Below are 26,348 nucleotides of genomic sequence, written 5' to 3'. Positions count from 1 at the left end.
ACAGCAGTATGTCAGTAGCGTTCGAATAATTTTTTGGCTTCTTCGTGCATTCGGCTACGCAAGGATTCAGGCGTAAGAACAACCGCATCTGCCCCCAACCCAAGTACCCAAGACAATATTTCTTCGATTTGTCTGACGCGCAATCTGACGAGAAAGCCGTCCGGATGCTCCGTAATCTCTTCTATAAAAAAATAGCCCGATTCTTTTACCCGATCAGCGACAGCTGCGCTGATGACGATCTGCACCTCCAGGGACCGATCGTCGAGAGGCGTGTAATCATCAAAATGGAAATGGTCAGGGAGGATAAAGCGGTCTTCCAATACGATCAGGCCGCTCATGCGTGACAGGCGGAATCGACGAATATCTTGTCGCAGATCGCAATGAGCGAGAAGTATCCAAGAACCACGAACCAGCACCAGACCATATGGAGCAACGTCACGCACTGTCTCACGATCGTCATCATGCCCAGGTGTGCCCCTCCGATAACGGAACCGTACCTTCCGCTCATTGATGATCGCATCGTGGAGGAGTTGTGCATGCGCCTTTTCCTGCTCGCGCAGATTGTTTGCTCTGGGGCTTATGAGGCGAAAGGTTGAACGGATACGGCTGGCTTGTTCGCCTACATCCGCTGACAGGATCGCTTCTACTTTGCGCTGTACGGCTCTTGCGCTGTTGCCAAAGTTTTGGTCAAATACTTGCTCAACCATGTCTGCTCCGATCAAGAGTGCAACGGCTTCTTCTACCGAAAAGCTGACGGGCGGCAGAAAATATCCTTCCATTAACGAATAGCCCTGACCCGGTGCCCCAACGATGGGGACGCCTGCTTCGCTCAATGCCTGCATATCACGATAAATCGTCCGAACGCTCGTCTCGAAGGTCGCGGCCAAATCTTCTGCGCGCAACGTACTTTTTCGCTGTAGCTCCAGAACGATTGCCAACAAACGGTCTGTTTTGTTCATGCTCTGACCCCCTCTCTATCCAGCTAGCATCTTTATAAAAATGAATGGCCAACTTTAAAATTATTTTATATTTACCCTACTTTTTATTTTAACAGTTTTCCCTATCCTACATGTGTAAGTGAAGGAGGAACTGTGAATGAAAAAGAGGGTTTTTTGGCTTGTGATGCTTTTGCTGTTTGGATATATCGTGATTCAAAAAATAGCAGATGGACCACCTAATGTTGGGGGACACACTGAAACGTTGGGAGAGGCTACCGAGGTGGAGCACCAATCGATACAAATAACAAAAGATCAAATTTATCAAGGAGACCTTCTCTTGGTCAATAAAGAGTATCCGGTTCATGAGGCAGGGGTAAAAAACGATGTGGTTCGATTGTCTGAGAATGAAGAACTGTTACAAGGCTATCGTTTGCAAGATCAAAGAATCGAAGTGTCAGAGAGTGTAGCCAAAAAATTTTTGGAGATGATCAAAGCTGCGCAGCAAGATAACGTGAGCCACTTTATCCTGAACAGCGGTTATCGAGGCAAGGAAGAACAAGATCAGCTATATGCAGAAATGGGGCCAGCGTATGCGATGCCGAGCGGTTACAGCGAACATAATGTAGGTTCCGCGCTTGATATTGGATCGACGCAAATGAAAATGGAGCGCGCCCCTGAAGGCAAGTGGTTGGAAGATTATTCATGGAAATACGGTTTTATTTTGCGCTACCCAAAGGACAAGGTAGCCATTACAGGAACGGAATTCGAGCCTTGGCATTTCCGATATGTTGGCTTGCCGCATAGCGCGATCATGAAGCAGAATAACTTTTCGCTCGAGGAATACTTGGATTACCTAAAAGACGAAAGAAGGATCTCCGTGACAAACGATGGGAAGATCTATGAAATTAACTACTACCCTGTCGATCAAGAGATGACGCTCAAAGTACCGATTGCTCGCAACTATGAGATTTCGGGTGACAATATGGGCGGCGTGATTGTAACAAGCTACGTGAACAAAGAAAGAAGGAGTGAATGAGTATGAAGAAATTGACTGTAGCGATATTGTTTGGGGGATGTTCTTCGGAGTATGAAGTATCTCTTAAATCTACGAGTTCGGTGCTGGAGAGTTTGTGTCTGGAAAAGTATGAGGTGATTTTGCTAGGAATTACGAGGGAAGGGCAATGGCTGCGATATACCGGCAACATCGAAAGCATTCGGAATGACAGTTGGCATCAAAGTGAGAAGTGCGTGCCTGCCTTTCTCTCTCCTTGCAGACAGATGCGGGGAATTGTTACACAGGAGAACGGTGCCATGATGATCACGCAGGTTGATGTGGCGTTCCCAATTTTGCATGGCAAAAACGGAGAGGATGGAACGGTGCAAGGGTTGTTGGAGCTCGCCGGAATTCCGTTTGTCGGTTGTCAGACACTATCCTCTGCGATTTGTATGGACAAGGATATCGCTCACACGCTGGCGGCAAGCTCCGGTGTAAAAACGCCAAGATCCGTTACCGTTTATCCAAATACTGATCTTGCCACTGTTCAATCTGCCACCGAAGAACTGGGATTCCCTTTGTATGTCAAACCTGCAAAGGCAGGGTCTTCGATTGGGATTACAAAGGCATACAACACGCAAGAATTGGTTTTCGGTATAGAAAACGCCCTTCTGCATGATGACAAAGTAGTCATCGAGGAAAACATCGTGGGATTTGAGGTCGGCTGTGCGGTACTAGGAAATCGTGAGATCCTTGTGGGAGAAGTGGATGAAATCGAGTTGCTCCAAGGCTTTTTCAATTATACGGAAAAGTACTCATTGGAGACTGCTCACATCCACATCCCAGCAAGAATTGACGAAGAACTCGCTGCAAAAATCAAGCAAACAGCCACCCATCTCTATCAGGTTTTAGGTTGTCGTGGTTTTGCTCGCGTAGATATGTTTGTCACGCCAGACGGAGACATTGTATTTAACGAAGTGAATACAATCCCCGGCTTTACCTCGAAAAGCAGATATCCAAGCATGCTGCGTGCAGCGGGAATTTCCTATAAAGAGCTTCTTGATACGTTGATTATGCTAGCGTTGGAGGAGGACTAATCGATGACACAACTTCACGTCTCTACGATTTCTTTGAACAGCGAAAATCTGCATCACGGCCATCTGATTCTGGTGAATCGCCAGTACCCGATCCGCTGGCAAACAGACGACAGTATTCTACTAAACCGCATGCGGCTGATTGATGGAACACACAACCAAATTATGCTGGAAAACACGGCTGCGAAGATGCTTGCCAAGCTGCTGAAAGCCTGCAACGCACAGCAGACAATCGTGCCAGTCAGTGGCTTTCGCAGCAAGGCCGAACAAACGGATATCTATGATCAATCCTTGCTCGAAAATGGACAGGTGTTTACCAGTAAATTTGTAGCACGTCCGAATGAAAGTGAACATCAGACCGGGCTTGCGATTGATGTAGGGGAAAAGAAGGAAGAGATCGATTTTATTTGCCCTTCTTTTCCCGATCATGGCGTATGCCGAATGTTTCGCCAACGTGCCAGTCAATATGGGTTTATCAAACGCTACGACAAAGACAAGGAACAACTGACAGGCATTTCGGATGAGCCTTGGCATTTTCGGTATGTGGGCTATCCGCATGCCGTCTTAATGGAAAAGCTTCAGCTCTGTCTGGAAGAGTATATCGAGTATGTGAAAAACTACGAATTCCATCAGGAGCATTTGCTAGTGGATGAAGAGAGCATTGAAATCTACTATGTAAAAGCTACCGATACTGTTACGCACATCCCGGTTGTGGATGGTGAGAGATACGAAATATCGGGCAACAATGTGGATGGATTTATCATTACGGTGTTTCATCAGGAGGCACGTAATGAACGTGGGTAGTGAAAAGCAGTATGGCGGGCTGGATCAATTCCGAATCATCGCAGCGATCCTTGTCATCGCAATCCATACTTCTCCTCTGCTGTCCATAAGCGAATGGGCTGACTTTACACTGACACGAACAATAGCCAGGGTGGCGGTTCCGTTTTTCTTTATGTGCACAGGATTTTTCTTCTTGCAAAAGCTTGGTACAGATCGCAACAGAAATGCGTACTTGCTGAAGCCGTTTTTATGGAAAGTAGGAAAGCTATATTTGCTTTCGATTCTTCTCTATCTTCCGGTGAATGTGTATGCAGGGTATTTTACGGATCAATTGACCGTGTTTTCGGTGGTAAAAGACCTCCTTTTTAACGGGACTCTGTATCATCTGTGGTATTTCCCAGGCATCATGCTGGGGGTGTGTATCAGTACCTTTTTGTATACAAGACTATCCGCATGGAAAACGTTTTGGGTGACCATGCTGCTGTATGGCATCGGGCTGTTGGGAGACAGTTACTTTGGATTTGCCCAGATGAATCCGTATGTGGATAGTTTCTATCAATCGATGTTTACCCTGTTTGATTACACGCGGAACGGTATATTTTTTGCCCCGGTTTTTGTAGTCATGGGAGGAATGATTGCCAATACCCGCAGACGGAAAAAGAAAAAGGTTGCACCGTATGCCATCGGGTTTGTTTTGTTCGGAAGCATGTTAGTTATAGAAGGCTTGCTTTTGCACGCTTATCAGCTGCAACGCCATGACAGTATGTATATTTTTTTGATACCGTGCATGTATTTTCTTTTTCAACTTCTGTTGTTCTGGAAAGGCAGAAATCGCCCAGCCTTACGAAAGCTGAGTCTGTATGTTTATGTCATTCATCCGCTATGTATTGTGCTCATTCGCGCGGCGGCCAAAGTAACGGGACTGACATGGTTACTTGTTGAAAACAGCTTGGTTCATTTTACGCTAGTCACGGTGCTGTCGTTTGTTCTTTCTGTGATGGCGATGAAGGTGATCCAGCGCTTTCGAGGTGAGAAACCGGATCAAACAGGACGAGCATGGGCGGATATCCATCTTCCTCATCTCCAACATAATGTCAGGGAAATCCAGCGGGTTCTTCCGAAGGATTGTGCGGTGATGGCAGTCGTGAAGGCGCAGGCATATGGTCACGGCGGGTGGCAAGTCGCGAGGTATTTAAACAAGCTCGGGATTGATCACTTCGCTGTTGCCACAATCGATGAAGGAATCGAGCTAAGAAAGAAGGGCGTAAAAGGGGAGATCCTGGTGCTTGGCTATACCGATGAGCAACGGATACGCCAAATCGCCCGTTTCAGACTGACGCAAACCGTAGTAGATGACGAATATGCCCAAAAACTGAATAGCTACAACGTGAAAATCCCTGTTCATATCAAGATCGACACGGGAATGGGGAGACTCGGGGAATCTTGGGAACACACGGAAAAAATTGCGGCTATGTATCGCTATAAAAATTTGCAGGTATGTGGTACCTTTACGCATCTGAGTGTGGCTGACAGTTTGGAAGCTTCGGATATCGCATACACGAAAAATCAAATTGCTCGTTTCCAGAAAGTGATCGAGCAGTTGAAAGAAAAGGGAATCGATCCACAGAGGCTGCACGTCCAAAGCAGTTACGGCGTGCTCAATTATGGGGAGCTGCAATACGATTATGCTCGGATTGGGATTGCTCTCTACGGAATGTTGAGCAAGCAGGGAGACACGGTAAAAACAAGCGTCGACCTACGTCCTGTGTTATCACTAAAAGCAAGAGTTGTGCAGGTGAAACAGGTGGAAAAAGGAGCCTCCGTGGGCTATGGCCGAGCTTACACAGCACAGCAAGACAGTAAGATTGCCATCGTATCTATCGGGTATGCTGACGGGGTTCCACGTATGCTATCACACACGGGCGCTACCTGCCTCATCAAAGGAAAAAGGAGACCGATTATCGGCTCTGTCTGCATGGATCAACTTTTAGTAGATATTACAGACATGGAAGGGGTACAAATGGGAGATGTTGTGACCTTTATCGGCAGAGATCAAGAAGAGGGGATCACTGCCGAGGAAATGGCCCTTCCATGTAAAACCATTACGAACGAGCTGGTTAGTCGTTTGGGAGAACGTGTAAAAAGAGTCTATCATGATTGAGCACTGGACGGAAGCGAGTATAGGGAGTGGTTCATTTTTTCCATGATGAAGAGGAGATATAGCTTTCGTTCCAAAATGATTGAGCTTCTTGGGTTTGGCATGCTTTTGGCCGGTCTCGTAACCTACCTGCTCTATAAAGTGCTCCAGTTTTACTATCGGACGGAGGTCAAGTACGAAGATCCGCTTGCCCTGGTTCGCCGTTACATCAAGGAAATGGGAGATATCAATTTCTTTTTGCTTGTTTTTGCTCCCATTGCGATCTTGTTGTTCTATCTCCTGACCAAACGGTATGTTGGCTATTTTCAGGAGATTTCCAAAGGCATTCATTATCTGGCAAATGGAGATTTTACGCACAATGTGCATATTTCTTCCCATGATGAGTTCGCAGATATCGCCAAGGATATCAATCTGGCAAGTGAAATGCTGCAAAAGGCGGTAGAAAGAGGAGACTTCGCGGAAAGCAGCAAGGATCAGCTTGTTTTGAATCTGGCACACGATTTACGCACACCACTGACATCCGTGCTGGGTTATTTAGATTTAGTTTTACGAGACGAGCAGATGCCACAAGAACGGATGCGGCATTATGCGACGATTGCCTTTACCAAGTCGCAACGATTGGAAAAGTTGATTGATGAGCTCTTCGAAATTACCAGAATGAATTACGGCATGGTCAACATCGAACAAAAGGTCATTGATTTGAGTGAATTGCTGGTTCAGTTAAATGAAGAGATGTATCCTTCCTTTGAGAAAAATGAGCTGGTCGCGCGGTGTACGATTGCTGCTCAATTAGTGATCGTGGGGGATGGAGAGCTGCTGGCGCGCGTATTTGAGAATATCCTGACCAACGCGATACGCTACGGGGGCGATGGCCATTTTATCGATTTGAACGCTTACCGGGAGGGCGATGAAGTAGTTGTTCAAATCATGAATTACGGTGACCAGATACCTGAAGAGGCGCTACCGCATATTTTTGAAATGTTTTTTACGGGCGACAAAGCGCGAGCTCATCAAGGGGGAGGTACAGGACTCGGCTTGTTTATTGTAAAAAATATCGTCGAGAAGCATCGGGGAACGATTTCTGTTCAAAGTGATGTGATTCGAACGTGTTTTGAGGTGCGGTTGCCGTATGGATGAAATATGCCAAAGAACAACTCTCGTACCGAATTCTATTTCAAGCAATAGGTATATAAACTTCCAGCATAAATAAAAAAATGGAGACGCTTCAAAGTCTCCATTTTTTTATTGCAGATATTATCTATCAACGGCAAATGGAATTCCTCATTCATGGAGATCTAAATTCCGATTGGTGTGCGCAACTATTTACCGTATTTTGGTAGAATGTTCCTATAACTATACCGTAGGTTGACTCATTGTATGGCTTCGAAACAAATTAACTTTGGGGGTTAGTTATGAATAAATACACATGGACATTGATAGGTGCGGTAATTGTTGCTGGAATATCATTGGCTACTTGGGCTGGGGCCATTAACCAAGGGGATAAGGAAGCGCTACATGCATATAAAAAGATGGAACAGGCACGTAACCAAGAGAACCAACCCTTAAGCAAATCGAGTAGTAATGTAACCCTGTCAGACTTTTCGATTCAGGGAGCTGTTTTACCAGAAGCGGATAAAATACGTAAATACAACGATACGAATATGCAAGGACTACTATCGTCAACGGATGAAAAACTTTCGTTCATTATGGAAGAGGATGAAGTAAAAGGTATCGTTATAGCAACAGATAAAGAGCCAATCATGGCTGGTGGTGAAAAAAGTGGTCCTGAATTGTTTGATCTTTACGAGAACATTAAAAATACACTCGGGAAAGATGTAAACATTACGTACATTAGTTATTCAGGTGGGTTTATTTTCGTTGCAACTGATAGTGAAGGTGAGGAAAGCTTGTGGCTCGATCAACGTGCTTCTACATTCTTAGATCTTCCTTCGCACAAGCAACTCAAATCTGAAGAAGTTGTAGAAAAAATTCGAGAAGGTGCGGAATCGGTGGATGGCTTTTCACAGAGATAGAAAATGGGCTAGGGAACCTCATTCCCTAACCCATTTTTTCATTCATTTCGTTTAAATCAAATTCTCCGGGTTCAAGCCTTCCAGCTCTGGCAATACAAAACGACCGTCTTTTCTGATCAGCACATCGTCGAACCAGATTTCGCCGCCGCCGTATTCAGGGCGTTGGATTTGGACCAAGTCCCAGTGAATGGAGGAGCGGTTGCCGTTGTCTGCTACTGTGTAAGCATTTCCTGGCGTGAAGTGGAAGCTGCCCGCGATTTTCTCGTCAAACAGGATATCCAGCATCGGGTGGAGGATGTGCGGGTTGAAGCCGATCGCGAATTCTCCGATATAGCGTGCGCCCTCGTCAGTGTCGAGGATATCGTTCAATGCTTTTGTATTGGAGCTGGTCGCTTCCACGATTTTGCCTTCTTTGAAAGTGAACTGAACATCATTGAAGGTAATGCCGTTGTAGATCGACGCCGCGTTGTAGAAAATCGTTCCTTCAACGGAATCGCGCACAGGAGCGGTGTATACTTCGCCATCCGGGATATTGCGTTTGCCGTCACATTTGATGGCATTGATTCCTTTAATGGAGAAGCGCAGGTCTGTTTTTGGACCGACGATGCGTACACGATCGGTGCGCTCCATCTGCTCTTTCAACGGAGTCATGGCAGCGGACATTTTCGCGTAGTCCAGATTGCAGACGGAGAAGTAGAAGTCCTCAAAGCCCTCGAGACTCATTTTGGACAGCTGCGCCATCGACTTGTTCGGGTAGCGCAGTACAACCCAGCGTTTGTTCGGAACACGCTCGTTCGTATGTACAGGTTGATACAGGACGCGAGCGTAAATGCCCATTTTGTCTTCCGGTACGTCGGCATACTCGTTGATGTTGTCGTAAGCGCGGATGGCGATGTAAGCGTCCATGTCTTTCATCCGGTCATACTCGTATTTTGCCATCAGCGCCATGTGTTCTTCGCTCGTGCCTTGATAGAGTGCACGCATGACTTCCTGATCTTTCAAGGTGACCAAAGGCAGAGCCCCAACTGCAAATGATTCACGCACAAGTGCACGAACGAGTTCAGGTTGCAGGCCTGTATTTTCGATCAGAACTTTTTCGCCTTTTTGCAAATGGAGCGAGTAACGGACGAGACGGCTTGCCAGTTCATTAATGCGTGGATCTGCCATAGGTGGTAACCTCCGTAGTAAAATAATTTTGATTAATGATTAATTTGTATTATTACACAACTAATTGAGGGCTCGCCAGTGTGTTTGATGCTTCGATTACAGGCAAGCCTCGTAGATCGCGATCACATCAGATTCATTCAATTTTCGTGAGCTAGGCAGATACCCGATTCCGCGTCCGCCGATGCGAACCGCTTCTTCAGCCATTTGTGCCAACGATTGTTGGGTCACGCCGAAGTCAGACAGACGTTCTGTGATTCCCATGCGCTCATACCAACGGCGAACGGCTTCAATCGTTGCTCGTGCTGCTTCGCCGTCGTCATCCACGGTAACGCCAAAGCAATGACGTCCCATACGGGCTAGTCTCTCGGGACGGTCTTGCAAAATCACCTGTTCAAAATAAGGAAGGGACAGGATCGCCAGTCCCCGACCGTGAGCCATATCGTAGATTCCGCTCAGCGGATGTTCAACTCCGTGCAACGGCATACCAGCACCACGACCGCCAGCAGCGAATGGACTGATGCCCAGCGTGCTCGCCCACAAAAGGGTGGATCGTGCTTCTGCATGGTCTGGCTGCTGAAGCGCTATGATGGAGTGCTCGACGACGAGACGAATGAGTGTTTCGGAAATACCGTCCTGAACGTGGGTTCCTTCTGCGCTGATCAAATAGTTCTCAAACAGATGCGAAAAGATATCGGCGCAAGATTCCGCTGTGACACGAGCCGGAACGGTAAAGGTGATAGACGGGTCAAGAATGGCAATCTTCGGGTAAAGTGCTGGACCGTTGATCGAAGATTTTTCATGCGTGTCCCAATGAGTCAGGACGCTGATATGGTTTGCTTCCGAACCTGTAGCGGCTACTGTCGGAACGGTCATGATTGGCAGTGCTTCCTGAACGGGTACCAGCAATTGACCAGAGCCGCTAGGATTTCCTCGCATGTAATCGTAAATCGGGCGTCCGGAAACCGCTGCCGCCGCAATCGCTTTGGAGGCATCCATCACGGAGCCGCCACCGATAGCCAGGATGAAGTCACACTGATGCTCACGAGCAAGAGCAGCTCCAGCATCAACCGTTGCCGTACGTGGATTCGGTTCGATTTTGTCAAAAACAATATACGCCACCTGAGCTTCCTGCAATAGAGCCTTGGCGCGGTCCAAAAGTCCTGTACGTTTGGCCGCATTGCCGCCTGTGACGAGCAATGCTTTTTGGCCCATCGATTTTGCTTCTTGGCCCAAACGTTCCAGTTCGCCCATGCCAAAGTAAATTTTGGTAGGAAAAGACACTTCAAATGGAAACATCTGAAATTCCTTCTTTCACGTATTGGTTGTACCAACGACAAGTTTACCATAAACAAAAGAGAAGAGTCTGCTCCGTGGGCGGGCTCTATGTGCATATGAGGTAGTTTGGATAATGAGTTTGCGAATGTTAGTGAGGTTGAGAAGAAAAATATAATGTAAATCCCGAACGTTTGTCGAAGTGTATTCCATCATTTTTCGTTGATAAATGCGTATGTTTGTGTTTTAATGTAGTTGAAACGTTCGTGAATTAACCGAAACTCAACCTTTTTGACTGGGAAGGTGACTCCTACGGTGGAAAAACAGGAACAACTCTACGAAGGTAAGGCAAAACGTATTTATCGGACATCTTTGCCTGATCAGTACTGGGTAGAGTACAAAGACGACGCAACAGCATTCAATGGAGAGAAACGGGCGCAAATCACCGGAAAAGGTGAGCTGAACAACCGCATTACGGCAATCTTTTTCACCATGCTGAAGGAGCGGGGCATCGACAACCATTTTGTCAGTCTGCTGTCCGCCACAGAGCAAATTGTTCGCAAAGTGGAGATTATCCCTTTGGAGGTAGTCGTTCGCAATATCGCAGCAGGCTCATTGGCCAAGCGTCTTGGCATGGAAGAAGGGACTGTGCTCCCGCAGCCAGTTGTCGAGTTTTACTACAAGGATGACGCACTGGGAGATCCATTGGTGAATGCCTCCCATATCAAAGTGTTGGGGATTGCGAGTGAGAGTGACCAAGCGACATTGGAGCGCATGGGTCTTGCTGTAAACGAGGTCCTCGTGCCTTACCTGAGCGAGCGCAACATTACTTTGGTCGATTTCAAACTGGAATTCGGAAAAACAACGGACGGGGAGATTCTCCTCGCCGATGAAATATCCCCGGATACATGCCGTTTCTGGGATTCGGTAACAAATGAAAAGCTCGACAAAGACCGCTTCCGCCGCGATTTAGGCAATGTGGAGGAAGCTTACAAAGAAATGCTTACGAGACTAGGAGGAGACGTACATGTTTAAAGCTGTTGTTTATGTAACATTGCGCGAGAGTGTTTTGGACCCGCAAGGACACGCTGTAAAAGGTGCTCTGCACACCTTGGGTTTTGATGAAGTAAACAATGCGCGCATCGGGAAGTACATGGAGTTGGAATTGAACACTTCTGACCGTGCGCAAGCAGAAGAACGTGTACGTGAAATGTGCGAAAAGCTGCTGGCCAATACGGTGGTAGAAGACTATCGCTTTGATATCGTGGAGGGCTAAGGACATGCGAGTAGCCGTTATCGTCTTTCCAGGCTCGAATGCCGACATTGATTTGTTTAACGCAGTTGAAGATGTAATGGGAGTGCCAGTGGATTACGTATGGCATTCCGATACGGATCTTTCTAAATATGATGCGATTCTCTTGCCAGGCGGATTCTCTTATGGAGATTATCTGCGCTGTGGTGCAGTTGCTCGTTTTTCACCTGTCATGGAGCAAGTGGTGAAGGCAGCAGAAGAAGGCAAGCTGATCATGGGAATCTGCAACGGCTTCCAGATCCTGACCGAGGTCGGGCTGTTGCCAGGAGCACTTTTGCGCAACCGTTCACTGAAATTCCGTTGCAAGCTGTCCGAATTGCGTGTGGAAAACAACGATACCTCCTTTACCCGTGATTTCGCGGCAGGGGAAGTCATCCAAATTCCGATCGCACACGGCGAAGGGAACTACTACTGTGATGAAGAAACGCTGGCGAAGCTAAAAGCGAACAAGCAGATCGTTTTCCGCTATCATGGCGAGAATCCGAATGGCTCACTGGAAGATATCGCAGGCATTTGCAACGAACGTGGAAACGTACTTGGCATGATGCCTCACCCGGAGCGTGCCGTCCATTCTTGGATGACTTCCGATGACGGACGCCGCATGTTTACCTCGATCCTGAAGACTTGGAGGGAGCAGAACAGTGCCACAACTCACGCATAAAGAACCGACAGCCGAACAAATTGCCGATCAAAAACTCTACAAAGAAATCGGTCTGACTGACGAAGAATATCAGCGTGTCGTAGAAATTCTCGGCCGCAAACCGAACTGGACGGAGACAGGTCTGTACAGCGTCATGTGGTCGGAGCACTGCTCCTACAAAAATTCCAAGCCTGTCCTGCGTCGTTTCCCGACAAAAGGACCTCGCGTTTTGCAAGGACCGGGGGAAGGTGCGGGTATTGTCGACATCGGTGACAATCAGGCGGTTGTTTTCAAAATCGAAAGCCATAACCACCCATCTGCGATCGAGCCGTACCAAGGGGCTGCGACTGGTGTGGGCGGTATCATCCGTGACGTATTCTCGATGGGCGCGCGTCCGATTGCGCTGCTCAACTCGCTTCGATTCGGAGAGCTCAAGTCTCCTCGTGTCAAATATTTGTTCGAAAACGTCGTTGCAGGTATCGCAGGTTACGGGAACTGCATCGGGATTCCGACTGTGGGTGGCGAAGTGAATTTCGACCCTACGTATGAAGGCAATCCGCTTGTCAACGCTATGTGCGTCGGCTTGATCGACCACGAAAAGATTCAAAAAGGGGTAGCGTCCGGTATCGGCAACCCTGTTATCTACGTTGGTTCCAGCACAGGGCGCGACGGTATTCACGGGGCGACCTTTGCGTCTGAGGAGCTCACCGAAGAGTCGGAGAAAAAACGCCCGGCGGTACAAGTCGGCGATCCATTCATGGAAAAGCTCCTGCTGGAAGCGTGCCTGGAGTTGATCGACACGGGTATCGTTGTCGGCATTCAGGACATGGGAGCGGCTGGTTTGACCAGCTCCAGCTCCGAGATGGCGTCCAAGGCGGGCAATGGTATCGAAATGAATCTGGACCTGGTGCCACAGCGTGAAGCTGGCATGTCTGCATACGAAATGATGTTGTCTGAATCGCAGGAGCGTATGCTCGTCGTCGTGGAAAAAGGCAAAGAGGCAGAAGCGATCGCGATTTTTGACAAATGGGGTCTAGCGTCCGCGGTAGTTGGAAAAGTAACGGAAGACAGCAAGCTGCGCCTGTTGCATCAAGGAGAAGTAGTAGCCGAAGTGCCAGTAGACAGCTTGGCAGATGATGCGCCTGTTTACCATCGTCCATCTGCGGTGCCAGCTTACTACGAAGCAAACGCGAATGTAGATGCAGTGGCTGGAATCAGTGAACCGAAAGATCTGAATGTTACGCTGAAAAGCTTGCTGGTTCAGCCAACAGTGGCGAATAAAGCGTGGGTATACGAGCAATACGATCACATCGTGCGTGCAAACACAGCTGTAAAGCCTGGTTCTGACGCTGCTGTTGTCATGGTGCGCGGTACTCGCAAGGCTCTTGCCATGAGTACGGATTGCAACGGTCGCTATGTATACCTCGATCCAAAAGTGGGCGGTGCCATTGCGGTTGCAGAATCTGCACGCAACGTCGTCTGCTCCGGTGCAGAACCGCTGGCGATTACGGACTGCTTGAACTTCGGAAGCCCGGAAAAGCCTGAGGTGTTTTGGCAATTTGAAAAATCGTGTGAGGGCATGAGCGAAGCGTGCGTAGCACTTGATGCTCCGGTCATCGGCGGAAACGTATCCTTTTACAATGAACGCAGCGGTGACGCGATCTATCCAACCCCAACGGTGGGAATGGTCGGCTTGATCACTGATGTTGACCATATTACGACGCAGGATTTCAAAAATGAAGGCGACGCGATCATCCTGTTGGGTGAGACCTTCGCTGAGTTGGGCGGCAGTGAGTATCAAAAGATGGCTACCGGCAGCATTTCCGGACGTCCTCCACAAATCGATCTGACCAAGGAAGCGGCAGTACAAAAGCTGGTTCTCACAGCGATTCGCCAAGGTCTGGTGAACTCCGCACACGATCTGTCCGAAGGCGGTCTGGGTGTTGCGCTGGCTGAATCTTGCTTCGGCAAAGGCTTCGGTGCGCAGGTGGCTCTTACGTCCGAGCTGCGTACTGACGTGCTCTTGTTCAGTGAATCTCAATCTCGCATCTTGCTCAGTGCTTCTGGGGAGAAAGCAGCGGCGATTCTCGCATTGGCAGGTGAACATGGCGTACCTGCCGAAAACATCGGTACGGTCGGCGGCAATCGTCTGGTAGTAAACGTGAACGGTACAGAAGCGATCAACGCTTCGACTCAAGAGGTGAAAGCAGCCTGGAAGGATGCGATTCCATGTTTGATCGGCTAATCTGGGACAAATTGAACGAAGAATGCGGCGTCTTTGGCATCTACAACCACAAAGAAGCATCCCAATTGACCTATCTGGGTCTGCACGCCCTTCAACATCGCGGTCAGGAGAGCGCAGGTATCTGCGCCTCCGACGGCGAGAAATGGTATAAGCACCGCGGAATGGGTCTTGTGTCAGAGGCTTTTGGCAAGGGCGATCTGGAGAAGTTCAGCGGTCATATCGCGATTGGTCATACCCGTTATACGACTGCTGGTTCGAGCAAGATTGAAAATGCCCAACCGCTCTTTTTCCGCTATGCGCAAGGCAGCATGGCTGTTGCCCACAACGGAAATCTCGTGAATGCCGCCGTGCTTAGGAAAGAGCTGGAAGCAAAAGGCTCCATTTTCCAGACGACCAGTGACACAGAAGTGATCGCACATCTAATCGCCCGCTCTGAGTGCAAGGATTTGCCGGGAGCGGTAAAGGACGCCCTGCAATACATCAAGGGAGCGTATGCCCTTCTCGTCATGAACGAGAATCAGCTCGTGATCGCCCTCGATCCGAATGGCTTGCGTCCGCTGTCATTGGGACGACTCGGAGATGCGATCACTGTCGCGTCCGAGACTTGTGCGTTCGATATCATTGGCGCCCAATATTGGCGTGACGTGCAACCGGGTGAGCTGATCGTCATCGACAAGGATGGCATTACCGAAAGCAAGTTTACAGAAACGACACAACGTTCGATTTGTACGTTTGAATATATTTATTTTGCCAGACCAGACAGTGACATCGACGGAATCAATGTCCACATGGCGCGCAAACGTCTGGGCAAGCAACTGGCATTGGAATCCGCGATTGATGCGGATGTCGTCACAGGTGTACCGGATTCGAGTATCTCTGCTGCTATCGGATTTGCTGAAGCGACAGGAATTCCGTACGAAATCGGCTTGATCAAAAACCGCTATGTCGGACGTACCTTCATTCAGCCGAGTCAGGAGCTGCGCGAGCGTGCTGTCTATCTCAAGCTGTCTGCGGTTCGCAAGGTAGTGGAAGGCAAGCGCGTAGTTATGATTGACGACTCCATTGTTCGTGGTACGACGAGTAATCGGATCGTCCGTATGCTGCGTGAGGCTGGCGCCAAAGAAGTGCATGTGCGTATCAGCTCTCCGCCTGTTATGAATTCTTGCTTTTATGGCATCGACACCTCGTCGCGTGAGGAACTGATTGCATCGACCAAATCCGTAGAGGAAATTCGTCAAATCATTGAAGCTGATTCGCTGTCGTTCTTGTCTGTTGAAGGAATGATCGATGCAATTGGCCGCACCGATTCGGCTCCGAATAGAGGACACTGCCTCGCATGCTTTAACGGAGAATATCCGACTGAGATTGAATTCGAAGAAGCGCTTCCTGCGCTCAAATGCTAATACAAGCACCTCTTGCTAGGGGGAGAAACGATGAGTGAAGCATATAAACAAGCTGGTGTAGACATCGATGCGGGCAACGAAGCCGTCGAACGCATGAAAAAGCACGTCAAACGAACATTCCGCCCGGAAGTTATGACGGATTTGGGCGGGTTCGGAGCGCTGTTTCGCCTGGATACCAAAAAATACGAGAAACCGATTCTCGTTTCTGGCACAGATGGAGTAGGAACCAAGCTGAAGCTCGCTTTTGCCATGGACAAACACGATACAATCGGCATCGATGCTGTCGCTATGTGCGTCAATGACGTAGTGGTTCAAGGGGCAGAGCCGCTCTTTTTCCTCGATTATCTGGCAGTAGATAAGGTCATTCCGGAAAAAATCGAAGCGATTGTCAAAGGGATCGCGGAAGGCTGCTCCCAGTCCGGCTGCTCGCTGATTGGCGGGGAGACTGCTGAGATGCCTGGCATGTACGCAGAAGGCGAGTACGACATCGCAGGCTTCACCGTAGGTGTCGTGGACGAGAGCAAAATGATTACGGGAGCGTCCGTGGCGGCAGGCGATGTACTGATTGGTCTGGCTTCCAGCGGCGTGCACAGCAACGGTTTCTCGCTCGTTCGCAAGGTTCTTTTGGCAGACAAAGGCATGTCCCTGCATGATCATGTTGACGTATTGGGCAAAAAGCTCGGCGAAGAGCTGCTGACACCGACCCGCATTTACGTGAAGCAAGTGTTATCCGTTCTTGAGTCACATGAAGTGAAAGCTCTGGCACACATCACAGGCGGCGGCTTTACTGAAAACATTCCACGCGTGCTTCCAGAAGGAATGCAGGCTGTGATCAACGTTGGTTCCTGGCCGGTGCTGCCGATCTTCGAGCTGGTACAGGATGCGGGTAACATTTCATACCCGGATATGTACAAAACGTTCAACATGGGCATTGGCATGATGCTTGTCGTGAAGCCAGAAGACGCAGTGAGTGTGATGGAAAAGCTGCAAGAGTTGGGAGAACAGGCGTATTTGATCGGACATATTCAAGCGGGAGAGCGCAAAGTCGTATACAACGGGGTGGAATGGTGAGAAAGCTGGCCATTTTCGCCTCAGGCAGCGGCTCCAACTTTGAAGCGATCGTGCAGGCTGTACAGGACGGCAGGCTCCCAGGTGTAGAGGTTGCCCTGCTCGTGTGCGACAAGCCTGGCGCCAAGGTTTTGGAACGGGCAGAGCGTTTAGGGATCGACACCTTTGTTTTTCAACCGAAGGAGTATGCAGACAAGGCTGCGTTTGAGCAGGAAATAGTGGCGCAGCTCCAAAAACGCGATATATCGCTGGTTGTGCTGGCAGGCTACATGCGGTTGGTGGGCGACACTCTTTTGTCTGACTACGAAGGAAAAATCATCAATTTGCATCCGTCGCTTTTGCCTGCTTTCCCAGGAAAAGACGCGATTGGTCAGGCACTCGCATACGGGGTAAAGATAACGGGGGTAACGGTACATCTGGTTGATGCCGGTCTGGATACAGGGCCGATCATTGCCCAGATTCCCGTAGCGGTGCAAGATGCAGATACGGCTGAGACTTTGGCGGCTCGTATCCATGCCGTGGAGCATGAGCTTTTGGTGAAGGTCATTGGCTATTTAGCAGAAGAGAGAGTGAAGCTGGAAGGAAGGCTTGTCCAGCTGACGTAAATCGAGAGATAAAGAAGAAACCGACATCCTTTTACGATGTCGGTTTTTTGGTCATCCGTTTTAGAAATACTTCTTTCTCCAAAACAGGAGGGCTGTTACGGACGTAATGGCGGTGGACATGATCATAATGATTGTGAATGCGTGCGGATGATCCTGAAAAGGAAGCGGGACGTTCATGCCATAAAAGGTGCCGATCACCATAGGTAAGGTGATAACAATGGTAATGGCGGTCAACAGCTTCACTACGCGATTCAGATTGTTGGAGATGACGGAGCCAAAGCCATTCATGATGTTCCCTAAAATGGCGGTATAGATTTCCGTCATTTTGATGGCCTGCTTGGTTTCGATTTTTACTTCTTCCAGCAGTTCCTTATCTTCTTCGTACATTTTCAAATAACTGCCGCTCCGAAGCAGGGAGATCAACAGACTGTTCGTTTCCAGGGACGTCGAAAAATAAACGAGGCTTTTCTGCAATTCAAGCAAGGTAAGCAGTTCATTGTTTTTCGTCGATTGTCGCAACGATTTTTCCATCGTTTCTGTCTGCTTGTTGATTTTTTTCAAGTAATGCAAATAATCATGCGACGTATTCGATAAAATTTGCAGGACGAACCGGTTTCGCATATGCGTGTGAAAGTTTTTCACTTTCCCTTGGACGAACTCATTCATGACAGCCGTTTCTACCAGGCAAACGGTTAAGATATAATCTTCCATCACCATAATTCCCAACGGAACGGTCGTATAGTGGTCCTTCGTCGCTTCCTTCGTGGAGATCGGGATGTCCACGTAGAGCTTCACGCGGTTTCCTTCCTTGTCGATCCGTCCGATTTCTTCGTCATCAAGGGCATCCTGCAAAAAATGAAGATCAATCGACAACTCCCTGACGACTTGTTGCTTTTCTTGCTCAGAAGGATCGGTCAGATGGATCCAGCAGCCTTTTTCAAATTGATGCAGCTCTTCTATTTTTCCCATGGCATTCGTTTTGTAAATGTTCAACATGGTTTTCTCATCCTTTCGCAAATAAGGATCGGACGACCATGTTGCGCAAGCATGTCTACATAAAGTTACTTACATACACTCGTCCCATAAAAAGGGAGAATGTCAAATAAGGTATGGGGAACATGCCGCAGCGCCACAAGGCCGGAAAATTCTCCGTACACAATCTTGATTGCAGTTATTCATTCGGTACCTTGGACTACTGTCCATTAAAACGTTCCCCCCTTTCAAAATAAAAACCCTCTAGCGGGAATCTAGAGGGTTAGAAAAGTGCACAAAATAACACCACTTTTTCTCCCCCTACCAGAGCTTTGGCACTATACAACGTAAAGGAAACATTCCTTAGCCACCTTAAGAAAAGCCTTAGTTCGGCAGTTCCTGTTCTACCCATTGGCATCTTTCGATATTTCCGGGCAGTGGCCTATGTTTGTATAGGAGCCTCACCTAACGAGGATGAATGATTGACTTTGTCATCGTATTCCTGTCACCAATATTTGTCAATCATGTTTTCTCGTCCTACATGCATGTTATTCATGTCCTTTCATACGGTGTCGGCTTCTAACTATGACCGACTCACCCTATTTTGCTGCGAGGTTTGCCAACAACCACTCACATTCGGTTGCTGAAATAGGTTTGCTGAAAAAATATCCCTGGAAGGTGCTGCAGCCAAGTGAGCGTAAAAATTCCAGCTGCGCTTCTGTCTCCACGCCCTCGGCTACTAGAGAAAGACTCAAGCTATGTGCCATGGCAGCAATCGCGGACACGATGGACGTGTTGGTGGACATGTTACGCATGAAAGACTGATCGATTTTCAAAGAGTTGATCGGGAGCGACTGCAAGCAACTTAACGAGCTATAGCCTGTCCCGAAATCATCGATGGAAATATGGATCCCCATGTCTTGAAGTGCCTGAAGACGCGGGATGACTGTATCGAGTCGATGCATGGCGATGCTCTCGGTAATTTCAAGCTCAAGGTAAGCAGGGGCGAGACCTGTCTTCTGCAACGTTTGCTGGACCATAGTCACCAGATGCTTGTCTTGCAACTGGCGCATGGACAAGTTCACGGCGAGACGTACAGGTGGCAAGCCTTGCTGCTGCCATTCCACGCATTGTTGGCAGGCCTTTTCCAGCACCCATTGACCGATTGGGATGATCAAGCCCGTTTCCTCGGCTAGGGGAATGAAATCAAGAGGGGACACAATTCCGTATGCAGGATGCTGCCAACGAATCAAGGCTTCCAGGCCGACAATCTTTTCATGATCGTACTGCGGCTGGTAATGTAGCTGAAACTCGTTGTGATCCAATGCGGTTCGAAGACCGGCTTCCAGCATCATTTTTTTGGCGAGAGCAATATTCAGTTCGGGGCAAAAAAACTGATAGTTGTTTCTGCCGTGTTCCTTGGCTTGGTACATCGCTGTGTCCGCATTTTTTATCAAGGTTTCAGCGTCAGTTCCATCTTGAGGGAAGAGACTGATGCCCATACTGGTAGTGACCACGAAGCTTTGGTTGCCCAAAAAGATCGGCGAGATGAGCTTTTGCATGAGCTTTTCAGCAAAATGCATCGCTTCATCGTCAGCCATTCCTGACAGGATGATGGTAAATTCGTCCCCGCCTAGACGGCAAACGGTGTCATGAGGACCGACGCTGTCTCGCAAGCGCTCGGCAACTTGCGTAAGCAGATGATCCCCGGTGGAATGGCCGAGTGTATCGTTAATGTATTTGAAGCGATCCAAGTCCAGAAACAGGATCGCAAGCGGTTGTGCTTGGTGAGAGGCATGGAGTAGCGAATCTTCCAGCTTGCTTTGGAATAAGGAGCGATTGGGCAGGCCTGTCAGTGTATCATGGTAGGCAAGGTAGTGAATCATTCTCTCGGTTTCTTTGCGCTTGGTAATATCTTTGGCAATGACAAAATAGCCGACATTGGTCTCGTTTACGACAATAGGGACGACGGTGGCGTTTAGCTCAATGCGCGTTCCATTTTTATGGAGCACAGACAGATCGTAATTATCGGATACGCCTTTTTGTGTATGACGTGACATGGAGAGGACGCGCTTGACGCCTTCTCTGTCCAGCAACTGTTGAAAAGACTGGTTGCGAAGATCGTTCAGGCTGTAGCCAGTGACGACTTCGAACGCCGGATTCAGATTCAAGAACTTGCCTGCCAGATCCAGCCAGCACACGATGTCCGGGTTGTGCTCAAACAGTGATTTGTAGCGCTGCTCGCTAACCTCCAGCCGTTGCTCAGCCCATTTACGCTCCGTAATATCGTGTGTAACGATCAGGGCACCAACAGGTTCACCAGATGCTTGGGTGAGGAGCTTCCCATTGGCTACGAGAATCGAAACGGCTTTTCCGCTCGGTTGTGTCCACAATTCTTGGCCATTGACGATTTCCCCGCATAATACTCGAACAGACGGCAACTCCCCAAAAGCTACAGGAGTAATGCCGTCTGGATGATAAAAGGCAGAAGAGCCGTATGTTTGCTCGTGCAGATTTATCGGTTCGGACATGCCGAAGTGTTTGGCAGCTTTGTTGAAAAAAAGGACATTGCCGTCAAGCCCGTAAACAGTCACCCCTGCTTCCATATGCTCCAAGATTGGTTGTAAAAGGGTTTCATGTAGGGTAGAGGACGACAAGCCACCCAAAGAACCGTCAACAGGCGGAGAAAACAGAGAATTTCGAATAAAGTTCATATGGGCCCCCGGACTGTTGGATTTTGTTGGTATCATTTAAATGTTATAGGAAACTGAAAATCATTGTCAATATTTGGACAGCTCTCCTTCCTCCGCGAATCATGACAAACCAAATCAACTCTTGTGACATACAGTAAGAGAGGGATATTCCCACAAAGGGAGGGGCCGACTTGAGCGGAGATTTTGTTTCGAACTTGCTCGATAAGCTAAGCCAAAAAACAGGGCGGCAATGGACGCTTAACGATATTATGAAGCTAGCGGAAAAAATGCCGAAGGGCGGAGCCAATGTAGATGCACTGCTCGATGAGCTGGGAAACATGGGATTCGAAGTGCCAGAGGAGACGAAAGAGCGCGTCAGGGATCGTGTAAAGGACGGCGAATCCATCTCTATGGAAGAGTTAGGGAACTTAATGCCCAAAGAAGTAAAGGCGAAGAGCCGCAAGTCGAAGAAGCAGATCAAGCCAATCAGGGCGAATGCCAAAAGCAAATCAGTCTCACTGTCAGGTCGCATTAAAAAGCTATCAGGCAAAGGCAAGAAAAAACGATAACTTCATCAAAGCAAATGTAGGTGTATGCAGTCGCAAGTGCCGAACAGGCATGGGCGGCTGCGTTTGTTTTCCTGACGAAGTTGTTGATAATAGCGTACAATTATTTTATAATATATAAGTATTGTTCGTGTTTTGGTCAATAGTTACCCATGTTTTCACTAAAATTCAGGAGGTTCTATCCGTGAGTGTGAAAAAAGCGTTGATCAGCGTTTCTGACAAGACAGGATTGATTCCGTTTGCCCGTCGATTGGTAGCCGCCGGGGTACAGATCATTTCTACCGGGGGTACGGCTTCTCTCTTAAAAGCAGAGGGAGTTCCCGTCATTGGCATTTCTGAAGTGACTGGATTTCCAGAAATTCTGGACGGTCGCGTCAAAACGTTGCATCCCAATATCCACAGCGGCCTCTTGGCTGTAAGGGACAGTGAAGCACATGTGCAGCAACTAAAAGACCTTGGGATTGAAACCATTGATCTGGTTGTCGTGAACCTTTATCCTTTCAAGGAAACGATAGCGAAGCCAGACGTGACATATGAAGATGCCATTGAGAATATTGATATTGGTGGACCAACGATGCTGCGCTCTGCTGCGAAAAATCATGCGTTCGTCAGTGTCGTAGTCGATGCAGCCGATTACGAAAAAGTAGCAGAAGAAATTGAGGCAAATGGCGATACTACGCTAGAAACCCGTCGCAAGCTAGCTGCAAAAGTATTCCGTCATACGGCTGCCTATGATGCCTTGATCTCTCGCTATTTGAGTGAGCAGGTGGGTGAACTGTTGCCTGAGAGCTACACGGTGACTTACGAGAAAGCACAAGATTTGCGCTATGGGGAAAATCCACATCAACGTGCGGCATTTTACCGTGAGCCGTTATCGGATCAGTTGAGCATCGGGAATGCTAGTCAACTGCAAGGAAAAGAGCTTTCCTATAACAACATCAATGACGCAGATGCAGCGTTGGCGATTGTACGCGAATTCGCTGAGCCTGCTGTCGTTGCGATCAAACACTCCAACCCTTGTGGAGTAGGGATCGGTACTGATATTCGCGCCGCTTACCAAAAAGCTTACGAAGCAGACCCTGTCTCTATTTTCGGTGGGATCGTGGCTGCAAACCGCTCGATTGACCGTGACACCGCACTCGCGATGAAAGAGATTTTCCTGGAAATTATCATTGCACCAGACTTCACCGAAGAGGCGTTGGCTGTTCTGGATGAGAAAAAGAACCTGCGTCTCTTGCGTATTCCTGCGCTGAATGAACCAGCCAAAAAAGTGGACAATCTGTTCCGCGTGGCTCCTGTTGCAGGCGGGGCACTCATTCAAGACTTCGACTACAAGCAGCTCGAAGAAAGCGAGATTCAAGTGGTCACAGACCGTAAGCCTTCGGAAGAGGAGCTGGCACAGCTGAAATTCGCTTGGAAAGTCGTCAAGCACGTCAAATCGAATGCGATTCTCTTGGCAAAAGACAATATGACCATCGGCGTGGGTGCAGGTCAGATGAACCGCGTTGGGGCAGCGAAAATCGCCATCGAGCAAGCAGGTGCATTGGCAAGTGGCGCGGTTATGGCTTCGGATGCCTTTTTCCCGATGGGAGATACCGTGGAAGCGGCAGCCAAAGCAGGGATTACCGCTATCATCCAGCCAGGCGGCTCCATTCGCGACCAAGAATCGATTGATGCTTGCAACCGAGCGGGCATTGCGATGATCTTTACCGGCACTCGTCATTTCAAGCACTAAAAGAGGCTATTCGGGAGTAACGTTCGCTTTTTTATCACGTATTTAAGAGTGGATTACCTCTCACACAGGAGGAAATACAATGAAAATATTAGTGATCGGCGGTGGCGGTCGAGAACACACGATTGCCTGGAAGCTGTTGCAGAGCTCTAAAGTGACAAAGGTATACTGTGCGCCAGGAAATGGGGGCACCGCCCAAATAGCACAAAACGTGCCGATTGGCGTTTTCGATTTTGCTGCACTGGCTCAATTCGTCAAAGATGAGGGAATTGATCTGACAGTCGTTGGCCCGGAAGATCCTTTGCTGGCGGGGATTGTTGAATTTTTCCAGGAGCGCAATCTGCCGATCTATGGCCCGAACCAAAAAGCGGCAATGATCGAGGGCAGCAAGTCTTTTGCGAAAAATTTAATGAAACGCTACGAGATTCCGACGTCTGCCTATGAATCGTTTCTGGATTACGAATCCGCGAGTGCGTACGTGAGAGAGCAGGGAGCTCCTATCGTTGTCAAAGCGGACGGCTTGGCAGCGGGGAAAGGGGTCGTTGTCGCAGAAACAGTGGAGGAAGCGGAAGAGGCACTCCGTCAGATCATGCAGGAAAGCGTCTTTGGTGAAGCGGGAGCGCGCGTGGTCATTGAGGAGTGCATGTTCGGCGAAGAGCTGTCGCTGCTGTCTTTCGTCGATGGAGAGACAGTTAAGCCGATGATTACTTCTCAGGATCATAAGCGAATCTTCAATGATGACCGAGGTCCCAATACAGGCGGCATGGGAACATACGCCCCGGTACCGCAAATGTCTGCTGAGCTGGTAGACGAGATCGTCAAAACGATTGTCCAGCCGATGGCGTTAGGGATGGCCAAGGATGGCATTCCGTTCAAAGGCATTCTCTACACAGGTCTGATGATTACGGAGCAAGGCCCGAAAGTCGTGGAATTCAATGCGCGTTTTGGCGATCCAGAGACACAGGTGCTCTTGCCGTTGCTCGAAACAGATTTGCTCGATATTTTTGTCGGAACGATCAATGGTGAGCTTGATGCAGTTGATGTGACGTGGCAAAAAGGAAGTGCTGTCTGTGTCGTCATGGCAGCCCCGGGTTATCCGGGAGAATATCCAAAGGGTGCGTTGATTCAGGGACTGGGTCAGGCAAACGAGGGAGCTACGGTGTTTCACGCAGGTACGAAGGCAACCGAGGAAGGCATCGTTACGAGCGGTGGCCGTGTGCTTGGCGTCGTGGCAGCCGGAGCGGATTTGGCGCAAGCGCGTGAGACAGCGTATGCGAAGGTCCAAGGGATCTCGTTTGATGGGGCGCAGTACCGCACGGATATTGCGGCACGAGCGATGAAGTATCAGCAAAAATCGTAACAGCAAAAGAAACTGTTCCTTAGTGGGGATTTCTACTAGGGAACAGTTTTTTTTTGAAAGATAAGTGAGTTCACGTTAGCATTCACTTTTATTTATTCAAATCCTTGAATTAAATAACTTAATTTTCCAAAAGTTATTGAATCTATTTACCGAAGATGGTGAATGTAGTATAAATGTTTATGGAAATATATGTAATATTTACCAAAAATATTTATTGAAGGGGGCGGAAGGTTGATTGCTACAATATGTAGTATCAACTGAATTTATGTTTAAGAATCAAAGGTGGATAACGGTGTTTATGGTCATCGCATTGTTATTTGGAAATGCTAGTGGTATTTTTGCAAAAACGAGCGATGAGAATGACGGCTATATTCAGCGAAATGAAATTGAACAGTATATAAACATGTTGTCAGAAGAGGGTACAGATAATTCCAAAAAATTGAGTGCTGAGTTAGATAAGTACTTGGAAAATAACGAATATTACTTGTTCGAAGAAATTGCCTTAATTGTTGATGAGTATGCAGATAATACAACTCAGTCTGAGAACAACGATAATAATATGCCGGTAATAGATAAAGAAGCTTTACAGAGGGACTTTGAGCGAATAGATGCGCTTGCTAAAGAATATTATGATTACTATCAGATCCACAATGAATTCCCAGAAGAGGTGGAGATCAGAAGTATAACGACGAGCCACGCTCTAACAGTATTAGAAGATATAGGGATTAAAATAACTGAGAAACAGTTACTTAAACGCTTAGCAGCATTGGGGGTTATTGCTGCGATTGATGGCCCAATACCTGTTGGGGATTTTATAGCTCTTGTTACAGGAGCGGTAATAACAGGTGAATTTGTAGGCGATTATGTTGCAAACCAGGGTGCCCTTGCTAAGGAAATAGGGGAATATTTTGGCAGGTCCTTTATTAAATTTGTGACTAAAAGTGTTACAATGAGTGAAGAAGTTGAATATCAAATTAAAAAGAAAAAAGTAAAACATTTCAAGGCTTATTTAAACTCAGACGGTGGAATAATAATTTCTGAACCTTTAACTCTCAGTCAGGCTCAATTAGAAGCAAGAAGGGGAGGGGAAACCTTCAGTGTTAGCAAAAATTATGCAGAAAAAGTTGTAACACAGGAGAACTATAAATTTGAATACGAAGATCCCCATTATTTTGATAGGCATGGCAGATTGATGGTAGCTAATCTTCCTCATTTCCATTTAACAAAGAAGGTTAGTGGACAGTGGGTAAGATTAGACGGACATCATTTCTTCCCTTGGTAAAAATATAGGTTAACTGATTCGAAGTAACATT

General features: G+C 48.0%; 22 protein-coding genes and 1 riboswitch. Of the genes, 17 read left to right on the top strand and 5 right to left on the bottom strand.

The window, feature by feature from the left end:
* Nucleotides 1–11: 11 nt before the first annotated feature.
* The gene (locus POF51_RS11065) at nt 12–959 is read right to left on the bottom strand and encodes a helix-turn-helix transcriptional regulator (RefSeq protein ID WP_069847380.1); all 948 of its coding nucleotides are present in this window, start codon (nt 957–959) and stop codon (nt 12–14) included.
* A 136-nt stretch (nt 960–1,095) separates the two neighbouring features.
* On the opposite strand from POF51_RS11065, the gene POF51_RS11060 reads away from it, so the two are divergent.
* The 6 genes from POF51_RS11060 (at nt 1,096) to POF51_RS11035 (ending at nt 8,000) form a co-directional block, all read left to right on the top strand.
* Nucleotides 1,096–1,974, top strand: coding sequence for a M15 family metallopeptidase (locus POF51_RS11060; protein WP_069847377.1), 879 nt, complete (start codon nt 1,096–1,098; stop codon nt 1,972–1,974).
* Nucleotides 1,975–1,976: 2 nt separating this feature from the next.
* Nucleotides 1,977–3,029: a D-alanine--D-serine ligase VanG gene (vanG, locus tag POF51_RS11055; RefSeq protein WP_069847375.1), complete on the top strand. Its 1,053-nt coding sequence runs from the start codon at nt 1,977–1,979 to the stop codon at nt 3,027–3,029.
* A 3-nt stretch (nt 3,030–3,032) separates the two neighbouring features.
* Nucleotides 3,033–3,830, top strand: coding sequence for a M15 family metallopeptidase (locus POF51_RS11050; RefSeq protein ID WP_069847373.1), 798 nt, complete (start codon nt 3,033–3,035; stop codon nt 3,828–3,830).
* Nucleotides 3,817–5,970 (top strand): serine racemase VanT catalytic subunit, encoded by a 2,154-nt coding sequence (vanT, locus tag POF51_RS11045; RefSeq protein ID WP_069847371.1) that lies wholly within the window; start codon nt 3,817–3,819, stop codon nt 5,968–5,970. Before POF51_RS11050 ends, vanT begins: the two co-directional genes overlap by 14 nt.
* A 42-nt stretch (nt 5,971–6,012) precedes the next feature.
* Nucleotides 6,013–7,104, top strand: coding sequence for a sensor histidine kinase (locus POF51_RS11040; RefSeq protein ID WP_069847369.1), 1,092 nt, complete (start codon nt 6,013–6,015; stop codon nt 7,102–7,104).
* A 275-nt stretch (nt 7,105–7,379) separates the two neighbouring features.
* Nucleotides 7,380–8,000, top strand: coding sequence for a hypothetical protein (locus tag POF51_RS11035; RefSeq protein ID WP_271755377.1), 621 nt, complete (start codon nt 7,380–7,382; stop codon nt 7,998–8,000).
* A gap of 51 nt (nt 8,001–8,051) precedes the next feature.
* On the opposite strand, the gene POF51_RS11030 is transcribed toward POF51_RS11035, so the two are convergent.
* Entirely contained in the window at nt 8,052–9,167 is a 1,116-nt protein-coding gene (locus POF51_RS11030; protein WP_271755376.1) for an aminopeptidase, read from the bottom strand.
* A gap of 96 nt (nt 9,168–9,263) precedes the next feature.
* On the bottom strand, nt 9,264–10,463 hold the full coding sequence (locus POF51_RS11025; protein WP_271755375.1) for an iron-containing alcohol dehydrogenase: 1,200 nt from the start codon (nt 10,461–10,463) through the stop codon (nt 9,264–9,266).
* Between the two features lie 291 nt (nt 10,464–10,754).
* On the opposite strand from POF51_RS11025, the gene purC reads away from it, so the two are divergent.
* From purC to purN, 7 genes are read left to right on the top strand one after another with little or no spacing between them, the layout of a single operon-like run.
* Nucleotides 10,755–11,474, top strand: a complete 720-nt coding sequence (gene purC, locus POF51_RS11020) for a phosphoribosylaminoimidazolesuccinocarboxamide synthase (RefSeq protein ID WP_069847360.1) — start codon at nt 10,755–10,757, stop codon at nt 11,472–11,474.
* A complete protein-coding gene (gene purS, locus POF51_RS11015) occupies nt 11,467–11,715 on the top strand; it encodes a phosphoribosylformylglycinamidine synthase subunit PurS (RefSeq protein ID WP_007717324.1) in 249 nt (82 codons plus the stop codon). The genes purC and purS overlap by 8 nt, the downstream gene beginning before the upstream one ends.
* A 4-nt stretch (nt 11,716–11,719) precedes the next feature.
* Nucleotides 11,720–12,412: a phosphoribosylformylglycinamidine synthase subunit PurQ gene (gene purQ / locus POF51_RS11010; protein ID WP_069847358.1), complete on the top strand. Its 693-nt coding sequence runs from the start codon at nt 11,720–11,722 to the stop codon at nt 12,410–12,412.
* The gene (purL, locus tag POF51_RS11005; RefSeq protein ID WP_271755374.1) at nt 12,393–14,636 is read left to right on the top strand and encodes a phosphoribosylformylglycinamidine synthase subunit PurL; all 2,244 of its coding nucleotides are present in this window, start codon (nt 12,393–12,395) and stop codon (nt 14,634–14,636) included. The genes purQ and purL overlap by 20 nt, the downstream gene beginning before the upstream one ends.
* Nucleotides 14,621–16,039: an amidophosphoribosyltransferase gene (purF, locus tag POF51_RS11000; protein ID WP_017249711.1), complete on the top strand. Its 1,419-nt coding sequence runs from the start codon at nt 14,621–14,623 to the stop codon at nt 16,037–16,039. Before purL ends, purF begins: the two co-directional genes overlap by 16 nt.
* Before the next feature lie 30 nt (nt 16,040–16,069).
* Nucleotides 16,070–17,110 carry a phosphoribosylformylglycinamidine cyclo-ligase gene (purM, locus tag POF51_RS10995; RefSeq protein ID WP_069847354.1) on the top strand — a complete coding sequence of 347 codons (1,041 nt, stop codon included), beginning with the start codon at nt 16,070–16,072 and terminating at the stop codon, nt 17,108–17,110.
* The gene (gene purN, locus POF51_RS10990; RefSeq protein ID WP_069847352.1) at nt 17,104–17,712 is read left to right on the top strand and encodes a phosphoribosylglycinamide formyltransferase; all 609 of its coding nucleotides are present in this window, start codon (nt 17,104–17,106) and stop codon (nt 17,710–17,712) included. The genes purM and purN overlap by 7 nt, the downstream gene beginning before the upstream one ends.
* Before the next feature lie 60 nt (nt 17,713–17,772).
* On the opposite strand, the gene POF51_RS10985 is transcribed toward purN, so the two are convergent.
* Together POF51_RS10985 and POF51_RS10980 are read right to left on the bottom strand one after the other, a co-directional pair.
* Nucleotides 17,773–18,708, bottom strand: a complete 936-nt coding sequence (locus POF51_RS10985; RefSeq protein ID WP_069847350.1) for a magnesium transporter CorA family protein — start codon at nt 18,706–18,708, stop codon at nt 17,773–17,775.
* A 287-nt stretch (nt 18,709–18,995) separates the two neighbouring features.
* A riboswitch (M-box (ykoK) riboswitch) is annotated at nt 18,996–19,164 on the bottom strand.
* Between the two features lie 119 nt (nt 19,165–19,283).
* Nucleotides 19,284–21,398, bottom strand: coding sequence for an EAL domain-containing protein (locus POF51_RS10980; protein WP_271755373.1), 2,115 nt, complete (start codon nt 21,396–21,398; stop codon nt 19,284–19,286).
* A gap of 170 nt (nt 21,399–21,568) precedes the next feature.
* Here POF51_RS10980 and POF51_RS10975 point away from each other — a divergent pair, with 170 nt between their 5' ends.
* The 4 genes from POF51_RS10975 (at nt 21,569) to POF51_RS10960 (ending at nt 26,317) form a co-directional block, all read left to right on the top strand.
* Nucleotides 21,569–21,946 carry a hypothetical protein gene (locus POF51_RS10975; protein WP_106834480.1) on the top strand — a complete coding sequence of 126 codons (378 nt, stop codon included), beginning with the start codon at nt 21,569–21,571 and terminating at the stop codon, nt 21,944–21,946.
* Nucleotides 21,947–22,127: 181 nt separating this feature from the next.
* Nucleotides 22,128–23,678: a bifunctional phosphoribosylaminoimidazolecarboxamide formyltransferase/IMP cyclohydrolase gene (purH, locus tag POF51_RS10970; protein WP_069847346.1), complete on the top strand. Its 1,551-nt coding sequence runs from the start codon at nt 22,128–22,130 to the stop codon at nt 23,676–23,678.
* A 79-nt stretch (nt 23,679–23,757) separates the two neighbouring features.
* A complete protein-coding gene (purD, locus tag POF51_RS10965) occupies nt 23,758–25,035 on the top strand; it encodes a phosphoribosylamine--glycine ligase (RefSeq protein WP_271755372.1) in 1,278 nt (425 codons plus the stop codon).
* A gap of 298 nt (nt 25,036–25,333) precedes the next feature.
* Nucleotides 25,334–26,317, top strand: coding sequence for a hypothetical protein (locus POF51_RS10960; protein ID WP_100169720.1), 984 nt, complete (start codon nt 25,334–25,336; stop codon nt 26,315–26,317).
* Nucleotides 26,318–26,348: the final 31 nt, after the last annotated feature.

The sequence above is a fragment of the Brevibacillus sp. AG genome (assembly GCF_028369215.1).
Lineage (GTDB): Bacteria > Bacillota > Bacilli > Brevibacillales > Brevibacillaceae > Brevibacillus > Brevibacillus porteri.
This window is presented reverse-complemented; position numbering and strand designations above follow the sequence as displayed.